A 16,086-nucleotide genomic window follows, 5' to 3' on the forward strand; every position below is an offset into this window, starting at 1 on the left:
CCCGATAGAGCCCCCGTGCCCCCTCCTCCCTCGACCCTGCAGACCCTGCTGCCCGATCTCGGGCAGCGCGTGCTCGTGATGGGCATCCTCAACGTCACGCCGGATTCCTTCTCCGACGGCGGGCGCTTCGCCGACCCCGGACCCGCCCGTGCGCAGGCCGAGACCCTGGTGGCCGAGGGCGCGGCCCTCATCGACATCGGCGGGGAATCGACCCGGCCCGGCCACACCCCCGTCTCGGCGGAGGACGAGCAGGCCCGCATCCTGCCGGTGATCCGCGACCTCGCCCGCCACCTGCCCGTGCCGATCTCCGTCGACACCTACAAGGCCGCCACCGCCCGGGTGGCCCTGGAAGCCGGGGCGCGCATCGTCAACGACGTCTGGGGCCTGCAGCGCGAGCCCGACATCGCCCACGTGGCCGCCGATCACGGCGCGCCCGTGATGGTGATGCACAACCGCGAGACCATCGAGCCCGAGATCGACATCGTCGCCGACATGCTGCGCTTCTTCGAGCGGTCCCTCGCCATCGCCCGGCACGCCGGCATCCGCGACGCCGACATCGTCCTCGATCCCGGCATCGGCTTCGGCAAGAGCTGGGAGCAGCACCTCGAAGCCCTGCGGCGGCTCCCCGAGATCGTCGCCCTCGGCTTTCCGGTCCTCGTCGGCGTCTCGCGAAAATCCCTGCTCGGCCGCCTGCACAACACGGAGACGAAGCCCGTGGACCGCCTGTTCGGCTCGGTGGCGAGCCACGTCCTGGCCGCGACCCTCGGCGCGGGGATCGTCCGGGTCCACGACGTCGCCCCCCATGTCGACGCCCTCCGGGTGGTGGATGCCGTGATGGGGCGCGGCGCATGAGCGACCGCATCCTCGTCCAGCGCATCGCGGTCTTCGCCTATCACGGCCTGCTGGAGGAGGAAGCGCGCCTCGGGCAGCGCTTCTACATCTCCCTCGACTGCCGCCTCGACCTCGCCCCCGCCGGCCGCTCCGACGACGTCGCCCACACCGTGAGCTACGCCGATCTCACCGAGATCGTCACCCGGATCGCGACGCAGCGGCGCTTCGCCCTCATCGAGGCCGTGGCCGAGGCCATCGCGGCCGAGATCCTGGCGGCCCACGCCCCGATCCGGAGCGTGCGCGTGCGGGTCGACAAGCCGAGCGCGCCGGTGCCGGCGGTGATCGAGGGCGTCGCCATCGTCATCACCCGGCACCGGACCGGGGCCGGGGCGTGACCGCTCCCCCCAGCACCGCGGCCCGCATGAACGCCGCCTATCTCGGCCTGGGCTCCAACATCGGCGACAAGGCCGCGACCCTGGCCGAGGCGGTGGCGCGCCTTGCGGTGACGCCGGGCATCCGCATCACCGCGCGCTCGGCCGATTACCGCACCCCGCCCTGGGGCGACACCGATCAGGACTGGTTCCTCAACGCGGCGCTGGGCGTCGAGACCTCGCTCTCGCCCCACGACCTGCTGGAGGCGGGCCTCGCCATCGAGACCGCCATGGGCCGGGTGCGCGAGCGCCGCTGGGGACCCCGCGTCATCGACATCGACGTGCTGTCCTATGCCGGCGCCACCATCGCCGACGAGCGCTTGGTCCTGCCGCACCGGTTCGTGCGCGAGCGTGCCTTCGTGCTGGTGCCGCTCGCCGAGATCTCCCCCGACCTCGTCATCGGCCCCGAGACCGTGGCGCAGGCCCTGGCCAAGCTCGACGCCACGGGGATCGAGCCCGTCTGATCAGGGCCTGATCTCCACCGGAGTCCCGACGTCGACCCGGGCGTAGATCGCCGCCATCTCGGCATTGGTGACGCCGACGCACCCGTTGGTCCAATCGACCAGCCGATGCAGGGGGCCGAGCCAGGACAGGCCGTTGAGCAGGCCGTGGATCATGATGTCGCCGCCCGGCTCACGGCCCTCCGCTGACGCTTGGGCCGCCTGCTCCGGCGTCGGGTAGGACACCTTCAGGGACAGGTGGGCGACACTGCGCGGATTGCGATAGGCGATGGCGTAGACCCCCTCCGGCGTCCGGCCGTCGCCCTCGCGCGCCTTCTGGCCCACGGGCGAGAAACCGAGGGAGACCGGATAAATGGCGAGCACCCTGCCCTCGCGCAGCAGCGTCAGGCGCCGCGCGGCCTTCTCGACGAGGATGCGGTCGGCCCGCTCCGGCGCCGCGACGAGGTCCGGCTCGACGCGGGCCCATTGCCGCTGATCGACCAGGGCGAGCCCGAAGAAGCCGAGAACGACGAGGGCGGCGATGGACCCGATCCACCGCCGCCCCCGTGGGCCTCGCCGCAGCCGCGTGGCCGCCATGTCAGGGTTTCGGCGCTTCGAGGAGCTTGTTGCCTTCCTCTTCGAGGAGCGGCACGTCGAAGTCGCGCAGGACCTTCTCGATGTCGGTGCGGCGCTTGCGCAGGATGGTGTTGAGGGACCGCTTCCAGTCGTTTTCCTCCATCCGCACCCCGAGGGCGATGCGGAAGGTCAGGGGCGGCCGGTCGGGCTCTTCGAGGAGCGGCACGACCGTCATCGGCACGCCGCTCTGCTTGGCGAGCCAGCCGGCGGCCGGCCCCCACAGGATGGCCGCGTCGACCCGCTTCTCGGCCAGATCCGCGATGGCCTCGGCCGCGATGGTCTGGTGCTTGCGGGCCGGATCGAGCTGGTAGGGCGCGTAGGCCTTCATCGAACTGACGAGGCCGAGTTCCCCCATGCGGTTCACCGGCGGCGTGCCGCCGATGACGCCGATGGCCTTGCCCTTGAGGCGGGGATCGTCGAGGCGCGTCACCCCGTCGAGCTCGCCCGAGCGCGTCACCAGGGTGTAGGCCGAGCGGTAGTACGGGTTGGTGTGCTGCACGAGCTCGCCGCCCGATGCCGATCCCATGATGAGGTCGCACAGGCCGGTGCCGAGGGTGTTGCGGACGAAGCCGGGGCCCTGGGTCAGCCAGTAGTAGCGGACCTTGACCTTGAGCTCTTCGGCGATGATCGCCGCGATCCGGTTCTCGAACCCGTCCTCCTTGCGCTGGGAGAACGGCATGTTGCCCGGGTCGCCGCAGACGCGCAGGGTGTCCGTGGTGACGAGATCTGGCAGCGATTGCGCCAACGCGGGTCGCGCCCCTGCTGCGGTGAGCAGGAGCGCGAGGGCGAGGCCGGTGGTCAAGCCTGTGCGGGTCATCAGCCGCCCAGGCACTCCTTCTCGGCCTTCTTGGCGGCCTCGGGCTTCTCTTCCTTGTCCGTCGGGCGCACGCGCGGCATGGCGCCGGAGGCACGGGCCTTCAGGTAGGTGTAGAGGTCGTCGGCGTAGCACATGACGTTTTTATTATCGCCGAAGGCGGGCATGACGTTGGTGCCGGCCGCGCTGACGTCCTGCTTGCCGCCGGCGATGATGCCGATGAACTCCTCGTAGGAGATACGCTTGAGCGAGTCCTTGAGGGCGGGCGCGTAGGTCGAGCCCATGGCGTCGGGGCCGTGGCAGACGTGGCACTCGGCGTGATAGCGGCGGTAGCCCGAATAGGCGTACCAGTCGAACTTCTTGCCGTCGTTGGTGATGTGGTAGGTCGGGGCGCCGTCCTTATCGAAGTACTTGCCGTCCTCGACCTTCACCGCCTGATACTTGTCGAGCAGCTTGGCGTCCTTGTCGGGCGCATTGGGATCGAGCTGGTTGGTCACCGCGGCATCAGCGGGCTTGGCCTCGGCGGGCTTGGCGTCCTGCGCCTGAACGGCGGCAGTGGAGGCGAGCGCGAACACGAGGGCGGCCACGAGCGGACGGATGGCGGCTTTGCTTTGGTACTGCAACGACGTTTCTCCCAGGAGCATCCATCGGCCCGTGGGACCGATGTTCGAATTGTTCTTGATAAGGACCTAATCATAAAGGTGCCGGCGCGGAAACCCGCGCCGGCACCCTAACCTTCAAAGCTTCGTGCGACCGATTAGTTCGGGAGCGCGAACACGGTCAGCTGACCGCCGAGGTTGGTGTAGTTCGAGAGGGCGGCGTAGCCACCCACCGCGCCGAGACCGGCGTTCGGGTCGGTCAGGCCGGCCGCGAGGCCGATGCCGGCCCAGCCACCGACACCCGACAGGATGCCGACGAACTGCTTGCCCTTGTGCTGGTAGGTCATCACGTTGCCGATGATGCCCGACGGGGTCTTGAACTTGTAGAGCTCCTTGCCGGTCTTGGCATCGACGGCCTTCAGGAAGCCTTCGAGGGTGCCGTAGAACACCACGTCACCGGCGGTGGCGAGGGCGCCCGACCAGACCGAGAACTGCTCGGCGTTCGACCACTTGATCTTACCACCGATGTTGTCCCAGGCGATGAAGTTGCCCATGCCGCCGTGGCTGTTGGGGGCCGGGTACATGGCCAGCGTCGCGCCGACGTAGGGCTGGCCCGGGGTGTAGGACACCCGGAACGGCTCGTAGTCCATGCAAACGTGGTTGGTGGGGACGTAGAACAGCTGGGTCTTCGGCGAGAACGCCGCAGGCTGCTGATCCTTGGTGCCGAGAGCGGCGGGGCAGATACCCTTGGAGTTGGTATCCTCACCGTTCTGCTCGGTGGAGTACTTGGCCTGGACGAGCGGACGACCGTAGGTCTTCGAGCCCTTGTCCATGTCGACCTTGGAGGCCCAGTTCACCACCGGATCGAACTTCTCGGCGACCAGGAGCTCGCCGGTGGCGCGATCGAGGGTGTAGCCGAAGCCGTTACGGTCGAAGTGCGTGAGGAGCGGACGATCCTTGCCGTCAACCTTCTGATCCGTGAGGATCATCTCGTTGATGCCATCGTAATCCCACTCGTCGTGGGGGGTCATCTGATAGACCCACTTGGTCATGCCGGTGTCGGGGTTACGCGCGAAAATGGTCATCGACCACTTGTTGTCGCCCGGACGCTGCTTGGGGTTCCAGGTCGAGGGGTTGCCGGTGCCGTAGTAAACGAGGTCCAGCTTCGGATCGTAGGAGAACCAGCCCCAGGTGCTTCCGCCGCCGGTCTTCCACTGGTCGCCTTCCCAGGTCTTCACCGAGGAATCCTTGCCGACGGGCTTGCCGAGCGAGGTGGTCTTCTCGCCGTCAATGATCATCTGCTCGTCGGTGCCGACGGAGTAGCCGCGCCAGACCTTCTTGCCGGTCTTGGCGTCGTATGCGGTGACGTGGCCCTGCACGCCGAACTCGCCGCCGGAGATGCCGACGATGATCTTGTCCTTCACGGGCAGGACGGTGGCGGTGTTGGTCTCACCCTTCTTGGGGTCGCCGTTGGCGACGGACCAGTTCACCTTGCCGGACTTGGCGTCCAGCGACACCAGGGTGGTGTCGGCCTGGTGCAGGATGATGTTGCCATCGGCGTAGGCGAGACCACGGTTGACCGTGTCGCAGCACATGACCGGGATGACGCTCGGGTCCTGCTTGGGCTCGTACTTCCAGACGATCACGCCGTCCTTGTCGAGGTCGAGGGCGTAGACGATGTTCGGGAAGGGGGTGTGGACATACATCATGTTGCCGACGACGAGGGGCGAGCCCTCATGGCCGCGCAGAACGCCGGTCGAGAACGTCCAGGCCACCTGAAGCTGCTTGACGTTGCTGGCGTTGATCTGGTCGAGCTTCGAATAGCGGGTGTTGCCGTAATCGACGGTCTGAAGGACCTGCTCGGCCGGGTTGGCCGTGCGCTTCAGGACGTCTTCGTTGGCGAGGGCCGGGGCAGAAGCCACCAGGCCGGCGCCCAGGGCGAGAAGGTGAACCGCTCTCATGCATTCCTCCGACAAGTCTTGACACCTGGCATCCGCGTATCTCTCGATCTGCGTCTGTCGGTGCGACCTGCTGTTTGCGACAGGGACAGGGTGCGCTTCCGTAGCGGGCGGAGGAATCGGACAAAACCGTGAGGTTCCGTTCCGCTCCTCCAGGCCGAGGGCCGCTATCCCTTTGCGGCGCCCCTCGAAACCGAAGCTTGAATGAACTCTAAGAAAAATTCCCGGCCCGTCAACTCGCATTCTGTGGGCTTCATGAGGCTAGGCCGAAGCTCAGCCGGACGTGACCTTGGTGAATCGCAGGCTAATGCTGCATTGCAAACCATGGTGCGGTGCAAAAATCACCAATCCGTCTTCAAATGGTTTTATCGATCTGGCGCTATCCTATGTGCGGAGCGCATGGTTTTGCGTGGATCCGGACTTGCCTCCCCGTAGACGCCGGCTCCTGGCTGCGTGTGTCTTGGTATTTGGTATTTCAGTTTGAGCGCCGTCGAGCGTAAGCAGGATAATGCATCAGCACTTTGCCGCGGCCGCGCGATCGGGCGGCGGCGGAATCGGCGGGATCGGCAGCTTCTGGCGATGATGCGTTGTCTCGCCGCATCGCGCCGTCCCGCCGTTTCTCGGGGACGGACGCGCCCGGGACGGGTCCCGTCCGCTCAGACGGCGATGATTCCGGGGTAGCGCGCCGCGAGGTCGGCCCTGGTCGCGTCGGTCCAGGCCCGGTCGCGCATGTCCCGCGGCCGGCCGAGGGGCACCGTGGCGACGAGGCTCGCCGGCCGGGCCGAGACGAGGACGAGGCGGTCGGCGATGGCGATGGCCTCGGCGACGTTGTGGGTCACCATCAGGACGCCCATCCCGGTGCCGGTGACGCTGCCGACCACGAGGGCGCGCAGGGCCGCCGCCGAGGCGTCGTCGAGGGAGACGAACGGTTCGTCGAGGACGAGGATGCGGGGCGCCTGGGCGAGGGCGCGGGCCAGGGCGACGCGCCGAGCCATGCCCAGCGACAAGGCGCCGGGATAGCGCCGCCGCCACGGGGTCAGGCCGAGGGACTCGAACAGGGCTTCGAGATCGCGGCCGCGCGCCGGGCGCGGCAGGGCGAGGCGCACGTTCTGCTCGACGCTGCGCCACGGCAGCAGGCGCGGCTCCTGGAACACCATGGCGATGCCGGCGGCCGCCGGATCGGGGGTCACGCTGCCGTCGTAGGCGGTGTCGAGGCCGAGCAGGATGCGCAGGGTCGTGGTCTTGCCCGCCCCCGAGGGGCCGATGAGGCAGGTGATCTCCTTCGCCCGGACGGTGAAGGCGAGGCCGCGCACGGCGGCGACCGGCTCGGGGCCGCCGGCGCCGTAGACCTTCGCGCGGATGTCGACCGTGAGGGCCGCTCCCGCGGCGGCGTTATCGCCAGCGTCGCACATGGGCTTCGAGGCGCTGGAGGATCAGGATGTCGATGGCGATCATCACGCTCATGAACACGATGCTGTAGCCGACGATGGCCGCCACGTTCAGGCTCTGGACGAAGTAGTAGTTGATGGCGAACCCGACCCCGTTGGGGCGGCCCAGCAGCTCGATCACCAGGACGATCTTCCAGGCGAGCGACAGGCCCGAGCGGGCGGCCGCCACGGCGAAGGGCTGGAGCTGGGGCACCAGCACGTGGGCGATCCAGGTGCGGCGGTCGAAGCGGTAGGTCCGGGCCATCTCCTCGAGCTGCGGGTCGAGGCCGCGCGCACCCTCGCGCAGGATCACCGCCACGTTGGGCAGCTTGTTGAGCACCACGGCCAGAACCGCCGCGCCCTCGTTGAGGCCGACCCAGATGTAGGCCAGCACGGTGATGACCAGGGCCGGGGTGTTCAGGAGGATGAGGAGCGGCGTGTCGAGGACGAGGTTGAGGCGGCGCGACCGCCCCAGCGCGATGCCCAGCAGCACGCCGAGCACCATGGCGAGCACGAAGGAGACGCCCACCCGGGCAAGGGTGATGCCGACGTTCCACCACAGGTCGCCCGAGGCCCATTCGCTCCGGATGAAGGCCAGGATCGCCAGGGGCGCCGGCAGCAGCCGCGAGCCGGCGGCGACGGCGGCGGCCTGCCACCCGGCCAGCAGGACGAGGACCGAGACGAGACGGGTGGCGAACCCCATGGGCTAGACGGACCCCATGGACTAGAAATGCGCCGGGGCGCGGGCCCCGTCAGCCATTGGCGGTGCCGTCGTAATACAGGCCCGGCGGCAGGGTGGTGCCGGTGCCGACGAGGCGTTCGCCGCCGAGGCGGGCCAGCACGCCGTAGAGGCGCTCGCCGTCGGCGCGCTCCACGGCCAGGGGCCGGCGCGGGATGCCCGCGAGGAAGTCGCGCTTGAGGGCTTCGAAGGTCGCTTCGTCCTCCGCCGCCATGAGGGGGCGGACCACGTCCCAGGCCGAGGCGTCCTGGGCGAGCATGTCCTTGGCCGCCTTCGAGGCGCGGGTGAAGCCGGCCACCGCCTCGGGCTTGGCCCCGAGGGTCTCGCCCGCGAACAGGTAGCCGATGAGCGCCATGGAGCCCGTGGCGCCGAAGGCCCGCATGATGTCGTCGGAACCGATGAGGCGGCGGAAGCCCTTGGGCTCCAGGCGGGCGCAATAGGTCCAGTACAGGAGCCCGGCATCGAGCTCGCCCTGCTCCAGCTTGAGCGCCAACAGGGGCGGCGCCCCGAACGCGATGGTGGCCTCGGTCTCGAGGTCGAGGCCGGCGGTGTCCCGGGCCTGGGCCTTGAGCAGCAGCCAGTTCTTGTCCAGGGGTCCGCCGGCGACGCCGAGGCGCTTGCCCTTGAGGTCCTTGAGGGTGGCGATGGGGCTGTTGCCCGGCACCATCAGCGAGCCCTCGGTGGTGGAGTACGGGAAGAACCGCATGCTCCGCCCCTCGTTGCCGAGGCGGGCCGCCCAGAGCAGGTCGCCCACGATGGTGTCGACCTGACCGCCCTGGAAGGCGATGCGGGCGGCGTCGTTGCCGGCGAGCTTGACGACGTCGAGGGTGAAGCCGTGGGCCGCGTCGAGGCCGCGCGCCTTGATCAAGGCGGCCTCCCACGAGACCGTGCCGAAGGGCAGGCTTCCCACCGAGACCCTCGGGGCGCTCGCATGGGCCGAGCGGCCGGCCAGGGGCAGCCACGCCGCCGTCGCGAGCAATCCGCGCCGTGACAGCATAGGCGGTCCCTCCCTTATTCTGTTGAGAGTCTCAATAGAATGTCCCGGTTCGGCCGTCCACCGGCGCGGCCGCCCCCGCCCTGAGGCGAAACGGCCCGCGATCTTGCGCGGCGTCCCGGCCCGTCGCAGGGTCGCCGGCGGGACCCGGCCGATGGGGCCGGGCAACGGGAGATCCGACCATGGCCGAACCGCGCGACGGCGTCCTCGACGACGCCACCATCGAGGCGCGCCTCAAGACCGAACTGCCGGCCTGGCGCCTGGAGGACGGCTGGATCAAGCGCACCTACAAGACCGCCGGCTGGAAGAGCACCCTCATGGTCATCAACACCGTGGGGCATCTGGCGGAGGCCGCCTGGCACCACCCCGACCTCACGGCCTCCTATGCCTGGGTCGAGGTCCGCCTGACCAACCACGCCGCCAAGGGCGTCACCGAGAAGGATTTCGCCCTGGCGCGGAAGATCGAGGAGGTGGTGGGCTGGCAGCCCGGCACCGAGGGCGGCGCCCTGGAGGGTACGCCCACGGACCCGCGCTTCGCCTATATCAAGCACGAGAAGTGATCGATCGGCCCGGCTCCCGCCCCCCTTTCCCGGACGCCTGGAGCGCAGCGGAAGGTGATCCGGGACCCAGCGCGCGAAGGACCCGTCAGCGGTTCGATCCGACCGGCGCTGAGATCGCGGACGCTTCGCGGCTCCCTGTGCTGGCCCCCGGATCGGGCTCCGCTGCGCTGCGCCCGTCCGGGGAAGGGCGCGGCTCCTACCGAATCCGTCTGTTCCCGTCGGGACAGCGGGTTCGGGCCTCGCTCGGACGCCGCGTGGGCGTGATGGTCCCAGCTCCGCTCATCGATCGGAGCGTGATCACTCGGCCCCCTTCACCCGGCGGCACTCGGTCTTGAGGTAGCTGGTCTTGCCGATTTCGTCGCGCAGGTCCGTGCGGGCGATGATCTCCTGCCAGCCGTTGGTGCAGCCGAGCTCGTTGGTGACGCGGACCTTGCGGACCTCGCTCGCCGTCTCGTCGGTGCAGGCCTCGATGGGGATGCCGTTGGCGCAGACGAGGACGACGGCGATGAAGGCGTTCACGGGCGGGCTCCGGTTCTCACGTGCGTCTCAGGGTACGCGCCGCGCCGGGTCCGGGTTTCAGCCGACCTCCAGGATCGTGTCGGGCGAGAAGGTCTTGCCCTCCACGGGGTTGGCGACCCAGCGGGTGCGCCCGACCCGCAGGTCGTGCGCCGCGTGGAAGTGCCCCGAGATCCACAGGTCGGGCCGGACGGCGTCGGGCAGGTCGTCCAGCACCGTGGTGGCGTAGAACGCCGGCAGCCACCACGGCACGCCCGGCGCCCCGCGAAACGCGTCCGCCGCCGCCGTGCCGGCGGGGTGGTGGGTGAGGCACACCGTCGGGCCCTCGTGCGGGACCGACAGGGCGGCGACCAGGGCCGCGCGCTCCCGCCCATGGGCCGCCATGGCGTCCGCCGGCGACCAGACCGAGCCGTCGCCGTTGCGGATGGCGCCGCGGAACTCGCGCGAGCCCGTGACGGGGTCGGTCATGCGCGCGGCGGCGTAGGCCACGGGATCGGCGGGCCGGTCGGTCGTGCCGTCCGTGAGCCAGCGCCCGGCGAGGCGCCAGTCGCTCCACAGGGTGGTGCCGACGAAGCGCACGCCGTCGCGGATCACGGCGGCGCCCGCCTGGAGCAGGTGGATCGTGTGCCCCGCCCCGTTGAGGCGCGTCACCTCGGCCTCCAGGGCGGCGAGGAGCTCGGGCGCGGTGCGGCCGTCGCCGGTGGGGGCGTAGCGCTCGTGGTTGCCCGGCACCAGGACGATGGGCCGCCCCTGCGCCAGGGCCACGATGGCGGCCAGGCCCCGCTCGGGATGGCCCTCCCACAGGTCGCCGGCGCAGGCCAGCACGTCGAAGGGCGGGCGCGGCGGCGGGATCACGTCGAGGCGGCGGCGCTCGAGGTGCAGGTCGGAGATCGGAAAGAGGCGCATGGGGTCAGGAGATCGCGTTCGCCGCGCGCCATTCCGCGCGGGCCGCCCGGAGGATGTCGCCGGCCGAGTCCGCGTTGAGGATCGCGATGCCGGCGGCCGCGACGAGGTCGGGCCAGGGCGACAGGGTCAGGGCGGTGAGCAGGCCGGCGGCGATGATGGCGAGGTTGGCGTAGGCGTCGTTGCGGGCCGAGAGGTAGGCCGCCCGGGTCAGGCTGCCGCCGCCGTCGCGGTGGCGCGTCAGCATGGCGGCGCAGGCGAGGTTGACGGCCAGCGCCGCGAGGCCCGTGAGGGTCAGCGCCAGGGGGGCGGGCGGCGTCAGGTCCGAGAATTTCTGCCAGGCCGCGTAGGCGGTGGCGAGGCCCGGGATCACCAGGATGCCGGCCAGCACCATGCCGAGGCGGGCGCGGTTGCGTACGCTCCAGCCGATGCCGGCGAAGATGAGGAGGTTGATGGCCGCGTCCTCGAGGAAGTCGAGGCTGTCGGCGATGAGGGCGATGGAGCCGATGGCGAGCGCCACGGCGATCTCGATGCCGAAGAAGCCGAGGTTCAGACCCGCGACCCGGGCGACGACGGGGCGGAGCGCGGGGGCGGGCTGGGTCACGGTGCGGTCCTCGTAGCCGGCGCCTCATCGCCGATGCGTGCCGTCCTGTCGAGGGCGGACCCGTCGAGGGGGGCGGCCCGCGACCGGTTCAGCTCCCGCGGGAGATGCGCCGGTTGCGCACGTCCTTCAGGGCGCGCCGGTGCACGGCGGCCACGACCGGCGGCACCGGCTCGGGCCGGGGGACGCCCTTCATGCGGACCGAGGCCGACAGGGCCGGGTGGACCCGTGGGTCGTGCGGCAGGGCCGAACGGGCCGGCACGGTTTCCCACTGGCCCGCCACGGGCGCAGGCATCGCGGGCTGGCGCACCCTGCCCCGGTGGCCCTTGCGCGACCGCGGCTGTTTCGGCGTGTGGAAGGCGTCCACCGCGAAGGCGACCAGGGATGCCGCGAGGCAGCCGCAGGCCAGGCCGAGGATGTCGGGTCGCGCTCCCTCGCTCGTCATCAGGGCGACGAGGCCCGTGAGGGAGAGCGCCGCCCCGACATGGCGGGGCGCAAAAAGGTCTGGGTCGGCCATGCCGGGCAGTGTATGGCACGAGGGTTCACGAACCCGTGAAGACGGCCGTTCCATTTGTACCCAACGGCCGCTTGTGTACCCAACGCCTCTCGGGCCCCGGCCTCCCTCCGCGCGGCCGGAGACTGGATTTGGCCGCGCGCCTGTGCGAGGCGACAAAGGGATCTTCGGCGCGGCGAACGGGCGCGCCGTCAGCGCGGGCGATCCCCGCGTGCCACGAACGAGACGGGGGAACTGCCCATGATGCCCGAACTGCGCGTCCTGTATTTCGAGGACCTCGAAGTCGGCCTGTCCGAGACCCTCAACAAGGAGATCTCGTCCTCCGACGTGGTCGGCTTCGCCGAGATCACCGGCGACCGCAACCCGATCCACCTGTCCGAGCACTTCGCCGCCCGCACGCCGTTCGGCACCCGCATCGCCCACGGCCTCTACACCGCCGGCCTGATCTCGGCGGTGCTCGGCACCCGCCTGCCCGGCCCCGGCGCCATCTACATCAGCCAGACCCTGAATTTCCGCGCGCCCGTGCGCATCGGCGACACCGTGCAGGTGACCGTCGAGGTGGCCGAGCTCGTGCCCGAGCGCCGCCGCGCCCGCCTGAAGTGCACCTGCTCGGTCGCCGGCGAGATCGTCCTCGACGGCGAGGCCCTGGTGAAGGTCCCGACCAGGGCCGAGGCCGATCCCCTCGCCATCCGCATGGGCGGCCGTCCGCCGAGCGCCTGACCGGCGCTTGACCCCGATCCCCATCGACGATCCGGCCGACCCGCGTCTGGCGCCCTACACCGCCATGCGCGAGCGCGACCTCGTCGGCCGCGAGGGCCGCTTCATCGTCGAGGGCGAGGTCACCTTGCGGGTGATGCTCTCGGAGCGGGCGCGGTTCTCGCTGGAGTCGATTCTCCTGTCGCCGGAGCGCGTGGAGGGCCTGGCCGACATCCTCACGGCCCGGACCGAGCCGGTGCCGGTCTACGTCGCCGAGAAGGCCGTGATGAGCGCCATCGCGGGCTTTCCGATCCATCGCGGCGTCCTGGCTGCCGGTCTGCGCGGGGCGGAGGTTGCCCTCGCGGTGCCGCCCGCACCGGCGCCCGCCCTCGTCGTCGGCCTCGTCGGCCTGACCAACCACGACAATGTCGGCGGCCTGTTCCGCAATGCCGCCGCCTTCGGGGCCGACGGCGTGCTCCTCGACGCCGCCGCCTGCGACCCCCTCTACCGCAAGGCGATCCGGGTCTCGGCCGGCGCGGCGCTGACGGTGCCGTTCGCGCGCCTGCCCGACGGGGCGGCACTTCTCGCCTTCGCCGCGGCCCACGGCCTCGTCCCCCTGGCCCTAAGCCCCGCCGGACGCGAGACCCTGTCCGACCTCGCGCCCCCGCCGCGCGCCCTCCTGCTCCTCGGCACGGAAGGCCCCGGCCTGCCCCAGACCCTCATGGCCCAGGCCCGGACCGTGCGGATCGCCATGGCGCCGGATTTCGATTCCCTCAACGTCGCCACGGCCGGGGCCCTGGCCCTCCACCACCTCGCCGCGCACCGCCTGGGCTGACACGCGACAATCCGTGGCTCTTGCCCTCCCCGGTGCTACGCTCAAGATTGCACGGGTCCGTCCGGTACAGGGCGTCGCAGACTTCGGTTCAGGCCAGGGGGCCGCGATCCGGAACGTTGAGTGGGAGTTGTGAGCGTTGCTGCAGTCACGGGATGGCTTGCGGACCCTGTCCGGACGCCGGGTCATCATCGTCGGCGCCGGTCCCGGCGGCCTCGCCACCGCCCTGCTGCTGGCGCGCGCGGGCGTCCACGTCACGCTCCTGGAGAAGGACCCGGCGGTGGGCGGCCGGACCAAGACCGTCGAGGCGCCGGGCGGCTACCGCTTCGACATCGGGCCGACCTTCTTCCTCTATCCACAGATTCTCGCCGACATCTTCGAATCCTGCGGCGAGCGCCTCGAGGACCACGTCAAGCTCGAGCGCCTCGATCCGCAATACCACCTCGTCTTCGAGGAGAACGGCGGCATCTCGGGCACGATCCAGGCGACCAACGACATGGCGCGCCTGGAGGCGGAGGTCGCCCGCATCGCGCCGGACGACGCCAAGAACGTCCGGAAATTCTTTTCCGACAACCGGGTCAAGCTGAAGTTCTTCAAGCCGGTTCTGGAGCAGGCCTTCCACACCCTGCGCAGCATGGCCTCCCCGGCGATGATCGCCGCCCTGCCCCACCTCCATCCCGGGCGCAGCGTCGACAAGGACCTGCAGCGCTACTTCGCCGACCCGCGCGTGCGGCTCGCCTTCGCGTTCCAGACCAAATACCTCGGCATGTCGCCGTTCCGGTGCCCGAGCCTGTTCACCATCCTGTCGTTCCTCGAATACGAGCACGGGGTCTATCACCCCGTCGGCGGCTGCGGCGCCGTCTCGGAGGCCATGGCCGGCCTGGCCCGGCGCATGGGCGTCGATATCCGCCTCGGCGCGAGCGTCGACCGGGTGCTGTTCGAGGGGAAAAAGGCCACCGGCGTCGTCTGCGGCGGAGAGACGATCCATGCCGACGCGGTGGTGATCAACGGCGATTTCGCCAAGGTGATCAAGGATCTGGTACCCCAGACCCACCGCCCGCGCTGGCGCGACGCCAAGATCGCCAAGGCGCGCCTCTCGTGCTCGACCTTCATGCTCTATCTCGGGATCGAGGGCCCGGCGCCGGAGGCCCTCGGCCATCACACCATCCTGTTGTCGGAGGATTACGCCCGCAACATCCGCGAGATCACCGGCGGCACCCTGCCGATGCAGCCCTCGCTCTACGTCCAGCATGCCGGCTTCACCGATGGCGGCATGGCGCCGCCCGGCCATACCAGCCTCTACGTCCTCGTGCCGGTCCCCAACCTCAAGGCCGACATCGACTGGGCGACCACGCGGGCGACCTATCGCCGCCTCGTCCTCGACCGCCTGAAGATCTTGGGCCTCGGGGACATCGAGGAGCGCATCCGTTACGAGCGCATCGTCGATCCGACGGAGTGGCGCGACGATTTCTTCGTCCACGAGGGCGCCACCTTCAACCTCGCCCACGACCTCATGCAGATGCTCTACTTCCGCCCGCACAACCGCTTCGGGCCGGGGCTCTACCTCGTCGGCGGCGGCACCCATCCGGGCTCGGGCCTGCCGGTGATCTACGAGGGCGCCCGCATCACCGCCCGCCTGCTCATCGAAGAGCTGTCGGCGGGCCGCGTCGGCGCCGAGGCCGCCGGCGTGCCGACCACGGCGCCCCTCGCCACCTCCGGCGACGCCGCGTGATTTCTTTCCTGACCGACAGCTTCGACCGTCGGCACGTGTCCCCTTGCCATGGGGCAGGGCTCGGGTCCTCCTGTTCATCGGCTTTCGTCGTCACCCATCTCGCGGGCAGCACGGGTCCCCTCTCCTGGAAGGAGAGGGACAGGGTGAGGTGTGCGAAGTCTCCGGAGAGTCCACGACCCTCACCCCAACCCTCTCCCAAACAGGGGAGGGGGCCCGTCGCGGGTGTTCGAAGCCTCTTGGGTCCTGTTCGAGCGCCGAGAGAACCCATCTGCGATCGCCCTGCCTTCCAAGAAAGGGGGCCGGTCGTCGCTGCCCGATCCGCAGCGATCGAACACGTTCGGTCCGTTGCACGCGCCCTTCGGGTTGCGGCCTGTCTGGTAGCTTTTTTCTCGGCCGGTCCCGCCGTCGCGGCCACCGTGGCGGTGACCGTGGACGGGATCGAACCCGTGCCGTCCACCCTCTACGTCGCCCTGTGCCAGGGCGGCCTGTCGGAGGCCGAGTGCCGGATCGGCCAGGATGCGCCCGTGCGCGGCCCGAGCCAGCGCGTGGTGTTCGAGGATGTCGCGCCCGGCACCTACGCGGTGGCGGCCTTTCAGGATCAGAACGGCAACCGCCGCCTCGACCGCACCGGCCTCGGCCTGCCCACCGAGCCCTACGGCTTCTCCGGCCCGTCCGAGCGCACGGCCCGGCCGGACTTCGCCCGCGCCCAGGTCGCCGTGCGCGAGCCCGGACTGGCGTTGCGCCTGCGCCTGACCCGCGCCCTGCCCCATGGCAAGGGGACACGTGCCGACGGTCGAAGCTGTCGGTCAGGAAAGAAATCACGCGGCGTCGCCGGAGGTGGCGAGGGGCGCCGTGGTCGGCAC

The 16,086-nt window shown here is 70.3% G+C and carries 18 protein-coding genes and 1 pseudogene; 8 read left to right on the forward strand and 11 right to left on the reverse strand.

Annotation, left to right across the window (positions count from 1 at the left end):
- The first annotated feature begins 78 nt into the window (after positions 1-78).
- Genes folP through folK form a run of 3 tightly spaced genes read left to right on the forward strand, consistent with a single transcriptional unit; the run spans position 79 to position 1,726 of the window.
- Positions 79-852, forward strand: a complete 774-nt coding sequence (gene folP, locus FV218_RS18365) for a dihydropteroate synthase (protein WP_187273099.1) — start codon at positions 79-81, stop codon at positions 850-852.
- On the forward strand, positions 849-1,226 hold the full coding sequence (gene folB, locus FV218_RS18370) for a dihydroneopterin aldolase (RefSeq protein ID WP_147711024.1): 378 nt from the start codon (positions 849-851) through the stop codon (positions 1,224-1,226). The genes folP and folB overlap by 4 nt, the downstream gene beginning before the upstream one ends.
- 26 nt (positions 1,227-1,252) lie before the next feature.
- Positions 1,253-1,726 carry a 2-amino-4-hydroxy-6-hydroxymethyldihydropteridine diphosphokinase gene (gene folK / locus FV218_RS18375; RefSeq protein ID WP_147711034.1) on the forward strand — a complete coding sequence of 158 codons (474 nt, stop codon included), beginning with the start codon at positions 1,253-1,255 and terminating at the stop codon, positions 1,724-1,726.
- Here the strand turns inward: folK and FV218_RS18380 are convergent, their stop codons facing one another.
- The 7 genes from FV218_RS18380 to FV218_RS18410 form a co-directional block, all read right to left on the reverse strand.
- Positions 1,727-2,299: a L,D-transpeptidase family protein gene (locus FV218_RS18380; RefSeq protein WP_147711025.1), complete on the reverse strand. Its 573-nt coding sequence runs from the start codon at positions 2,297-2,299 to the stop codon at positions 1,727-1,729.
- Between the two features lies 1 nt (position 2,300).
- Positions 2,301-3,155, reverse strand: a complete 855-nt coding sequence (gene xoxJ / locus FV218_RS18385; protein ID WP_147711026.1) for a rare earth element methanol dehydrogenase accessory protein XoxJ — start codon at positions 3,153-3,155, stop codon at positions 2,301-2,303.
- A complete protein-coding gene (locus tag FV218_RS18390; protein ID WP_056095798.1) occupies positions 3,155-3,796 on the reverse strand; it encodes a c-type cytochrome, methanol metabolism-related in 642 nt (213 codons plus the stop codon). Before FV218_RS18390 ends, xoxJ begins: the two co-directional genes overlap by 1 nt.
- A 113-nt stretch (positions 3,797-3,909) precedes the next feature.
- Positions 3,910-5,712: a lanthanide-dependent methanol dehydrogenase XoxF1 gene (gene xoxF1, locus FV218_RS18395; RefSeq protein ID WP_056095415.1), complete on the reverse strand. Its 1,803-nt coding sequence runs from the start codon at positions 5,710-5,712 to the stop codon at positions 3,910-3,912.
- 653 nt (positions 5,713-6,365) lie between these two features.
- Positions 6,366-7,121: an ATP-binding cassette domain-containing protein gene (locus tag FV218_RS18400; RefSeq protein WP_147711027.1), complete on the reverse strand. Its 756-nt coding sequence runs from the start codon at positions 7,119-7,121 to the stop codon at positions 6,366-6,368.
- Positions 7,102-7,839, reverse strand: coding sequence for an ABC transporter permease subunit (locus tag FV218_RS18405; protein WP_147711028.1), 738 nt, complete (start codon positions 7,837-7,839; stop codon positions 7,102-7,104). The genes FV218_RS18400 and FV218_RS18405 overlap by 20 nt, the downstream gene beginning before the upstream one ends.
- Before the next feature lie 49 nt (positions 7,840-7,888).
- A complete protein-coding gene (locus FV218_RS18410; RefSeq protein WP_147711029.1) occupies positions 7,889-8,872 on the reverse strand; it encodes an ABC transporter substrate-binding protein in 984 nt (327 codons plus the stop codon).
- Between the two features lie 179 nt (positions 8,873-9,051).
- On the opposite strand from FV218_RS18410, the gene FV218_RS18415 reads away from it, so the two are divergent.
- Complete coding sequence (locus FV218_RS18415; protein ID WP_056095427.1) at positions 9,052-9,429, forward strand: 4a-hydroxytetrahydrobiopterin dehydratase; 378 nt, start codon at positions 9,052-9,054, stop codon at positions 9,427-9,429.
- A gap of 297 nt (positions 9,430-9,726) precedes the next feature.
- On the opposite strand, the gene FV218_RS18420 is transcribed toward FV218_RS18415, so the two are convergent.
- The 4 genes from FV218_RS18420 to FV218_RS18435 all read right to left on the reverse strand — a co-directional run bounded on the left by FV218_RS18420 (position 9,727) and on the right by FV218_RS18435 (position 11,966).
- Positions 9,727-9,948 (reverse strand): hypothetical protein, encoded by a 222-nt coding sequence (locus tag FV218_RS18420; RefSeq protein ID WP_056095431.1) that lies wholly within the window; start codon positions 9,946-9,948, stop codon positions 9,727-9,729.
- Between the two features lie 57 nt (positions 9,949-10,005).
- Positions 10,006-10,851, reverse strand: coding sequence for a metallophosphoesterase (locus tag FV218_RS18425; protein ID WP_147711030.1), 846 nt, complete (start codon positions 10,849-10,851; stop codon positions 10,006-10,008).
- Positions 10,852-10,855: 4 nt separating this feature from the next.
- Positions 10,856-11,452 carry a cation transporter gene (locus FV218_RS18430; RefSeq protein WP_147711031.1) on the reverse strand — a complete coding sequence of 199 codons (597 nt, stop codon included), beginning with the start codon at positions 11,450-11,452 and terminating at the stop codon, positions 10,856-10,858.
- 88 nt (positions 11,453-11,540) lie between these two features.
- Positions 11,541-11,966 carry a hypothetical protein gene (locus tag FV218_RS18435; protein ID WP_147711032.1) on the reverse strand — a complete coding sequence of 142 codons (426 nt, stop codon included), beginning with the start codon at positions 11,964-11,966 and terminating at the stop codon, positions 11,541-11,543.
- A gap of 237 nt (positions 11,967-12,203) precedes the next feature.
- Between FV218_RS18435 and croR the strand changes: the two genes are divergently transcribed.
- The 4 genes and pseudogenes from croR to FV218_RS18455 form a co-directional block, all read left to right on the forward strand.
- On the forward strand, positions 12,204-12,683 hold the full coding sequence (gene croR, locus FV218_RS18440; protein WP_056095440.1) for a 3-hydroxybutyryl-CoA dehydratase: 480 nt from the start codon (positions 12,204-12,206) through the stop codon (positions 12,681-12,683).
- Between the two features lie 64 nt (positions 12,684-12,747).
- The gene (locus FV218_RS18445; protein ID WP_147711035.1) at positions 12,748-13,494 is read left to right on the forward strand and encodes an RNA methyltransferase; all 747 of its coding nucleotides are present in this window, start codon (positions 12,748-12,750) and stop codon (positions 13,492-13,494) included.
- A 136-nt stretch (positions 13,495-13,630) separates the two neighbouring features.
- Complete coding sequence (gene crtI, locus FV218_RS18450) at positions 13,631-15,223, forward strand: phytoene desaturase family protein (protein WP_147711033.1); 1,593 nt, start codon at positions 13,631-13,633, stop codon at positions 15,221-15,223.
- A 374-nt stretch (positions 15,224-15,597) separates the two neighbouring features.
- Positions 15,598-15,990: pseudogene (locus FV218_RS18455) on the forward strand (DUF2141 domain-containing protein); the annotation flags it as partial.
- Positions 15,991-16,086 lie beyond the last annotated feature (96 nt).

The sequence above is a fragment of the Methylobacterium sp. WL69 genome (genome assembly GCF_008039485.1).
Classification (GTDB): domain Bacteria; phylum Pseudomonadota; class Alphaproteobacteria; order Rhizobiales; family Beijerinckiaceae; genus Methylobacterium.

What these genes read in the sequence shown, in the direction of transcription:
- folP (WP_187273099.1), top strand. Translation starts at nt 79, where the DNA reads ATGGGCATCCTCAACGTCACGCCGGATTCCTTCTCCGACGGCGGGCGC.
- folB (WP_147711024.1), top strand. Translation starts at nt 849, where the DNA reads ATGAGCGACCGCATCCTCGTCCAGCGCATCGCGGTCTTCGCCTATCAC.
- folK (WP_147711034.1), top strand. Translation starts at nt 1,253, where the DNA reads ATGAACGCCGCCTATCTCGGCCTGGGCTCCAACATCGGCGACAAGGCC.
- FV218_RS18380 (WP_147711025.1), bottom strand. Translation starts at nt 2,299, where the DNA reads ATGGCGGCCACGCGGCTGCGGCGAGGCCCACGGGGGCGGCGGTGGATC.
- xoxJ (WP_147711026.1), bottom strand. Translation starts at nt 3,155, where the DNA reads ATGACCCGCACAGGCTTGACCACCGGCCTCGCCCTCGCGCTCCTGCTC.
- FV218_RS18390 (WP_056095798.1), bottom strand. Translation starts at nt 3,796, where the DNA reads ATGCTCCTGGGAGAAACGTCGTTGCAGTACCAAAGCAAAGCCGCCATC.
- xoxF1 (WP_056095415.1), bottom strand. Translation starts at nt 5,712, where the DNA reads ATGAGAGCGGTTCACCTTCTCGCCCTGGGCGCCGGCCTGGTGGCTTCT.
- FV218_RS18400 (WP_147711027.1), bottom strand. Translation starts at nt 7,121, where the DNA reads ATGTGCGACGCTGGCGATAACGCCGCCGCGGGAGCGGCCCTCACGGTC.
- FV218_RS18405 (WP_147711028.1), bottom strand. Translation starts at nt 7,839, where the DNA reads ATGGGGTTCGCCACCCGTCTCGTCTCGGTCCTCGTCCTGCTGGCCGGG.
- FV218_RS18410 (WP_147711029.1), bottom strand. Translation starts at nt 8,872, where the DNA reads ATGCTGTCACGGCGCGGATTGCTCGCGACGGCGGCGTGGCTGCCCCTG.
- FV218_RS18415 (WP_056095427.1), top strand. Translation starts at nt 9,052, where the DNA reads ATGGCCGAACCGCGCGACGGCGTCCTCGACGACGCCACCATCGAGGCG.
- FV218_RS18425 (WP_147711030.1), bottom strand. Translation starts at nt 10,851, where the DNA reads ATGCGCCTCTTTCCGATCTCCGACCTGCACCTCGAGCGCCGCCGCCTC.
- FV218_RS18435 (WP_147711032.1), bottom strand. Translation starts at nt 11,966, where the DNA reads ATGGCCGACCCAGACCTTTTTGCGCCCCGCCATGTCGGGGCGGCGCTC.
- croR (WP_056095440.1), top strand. Translation starts at nt 12,204, where the DNA reads ATGATGCCCGAACTGCGCGTCCTGTATTTCGAGGACCTCGAAGTCGGC.
- FV218_RS18445 (WP_147711035.1), top strand. Translation starts at nt 12,748, where the DNA reads ATGCGCGAGCGCGACCTCGTCGGCCGCGAGGGCCGCTTCATCGTCGAG.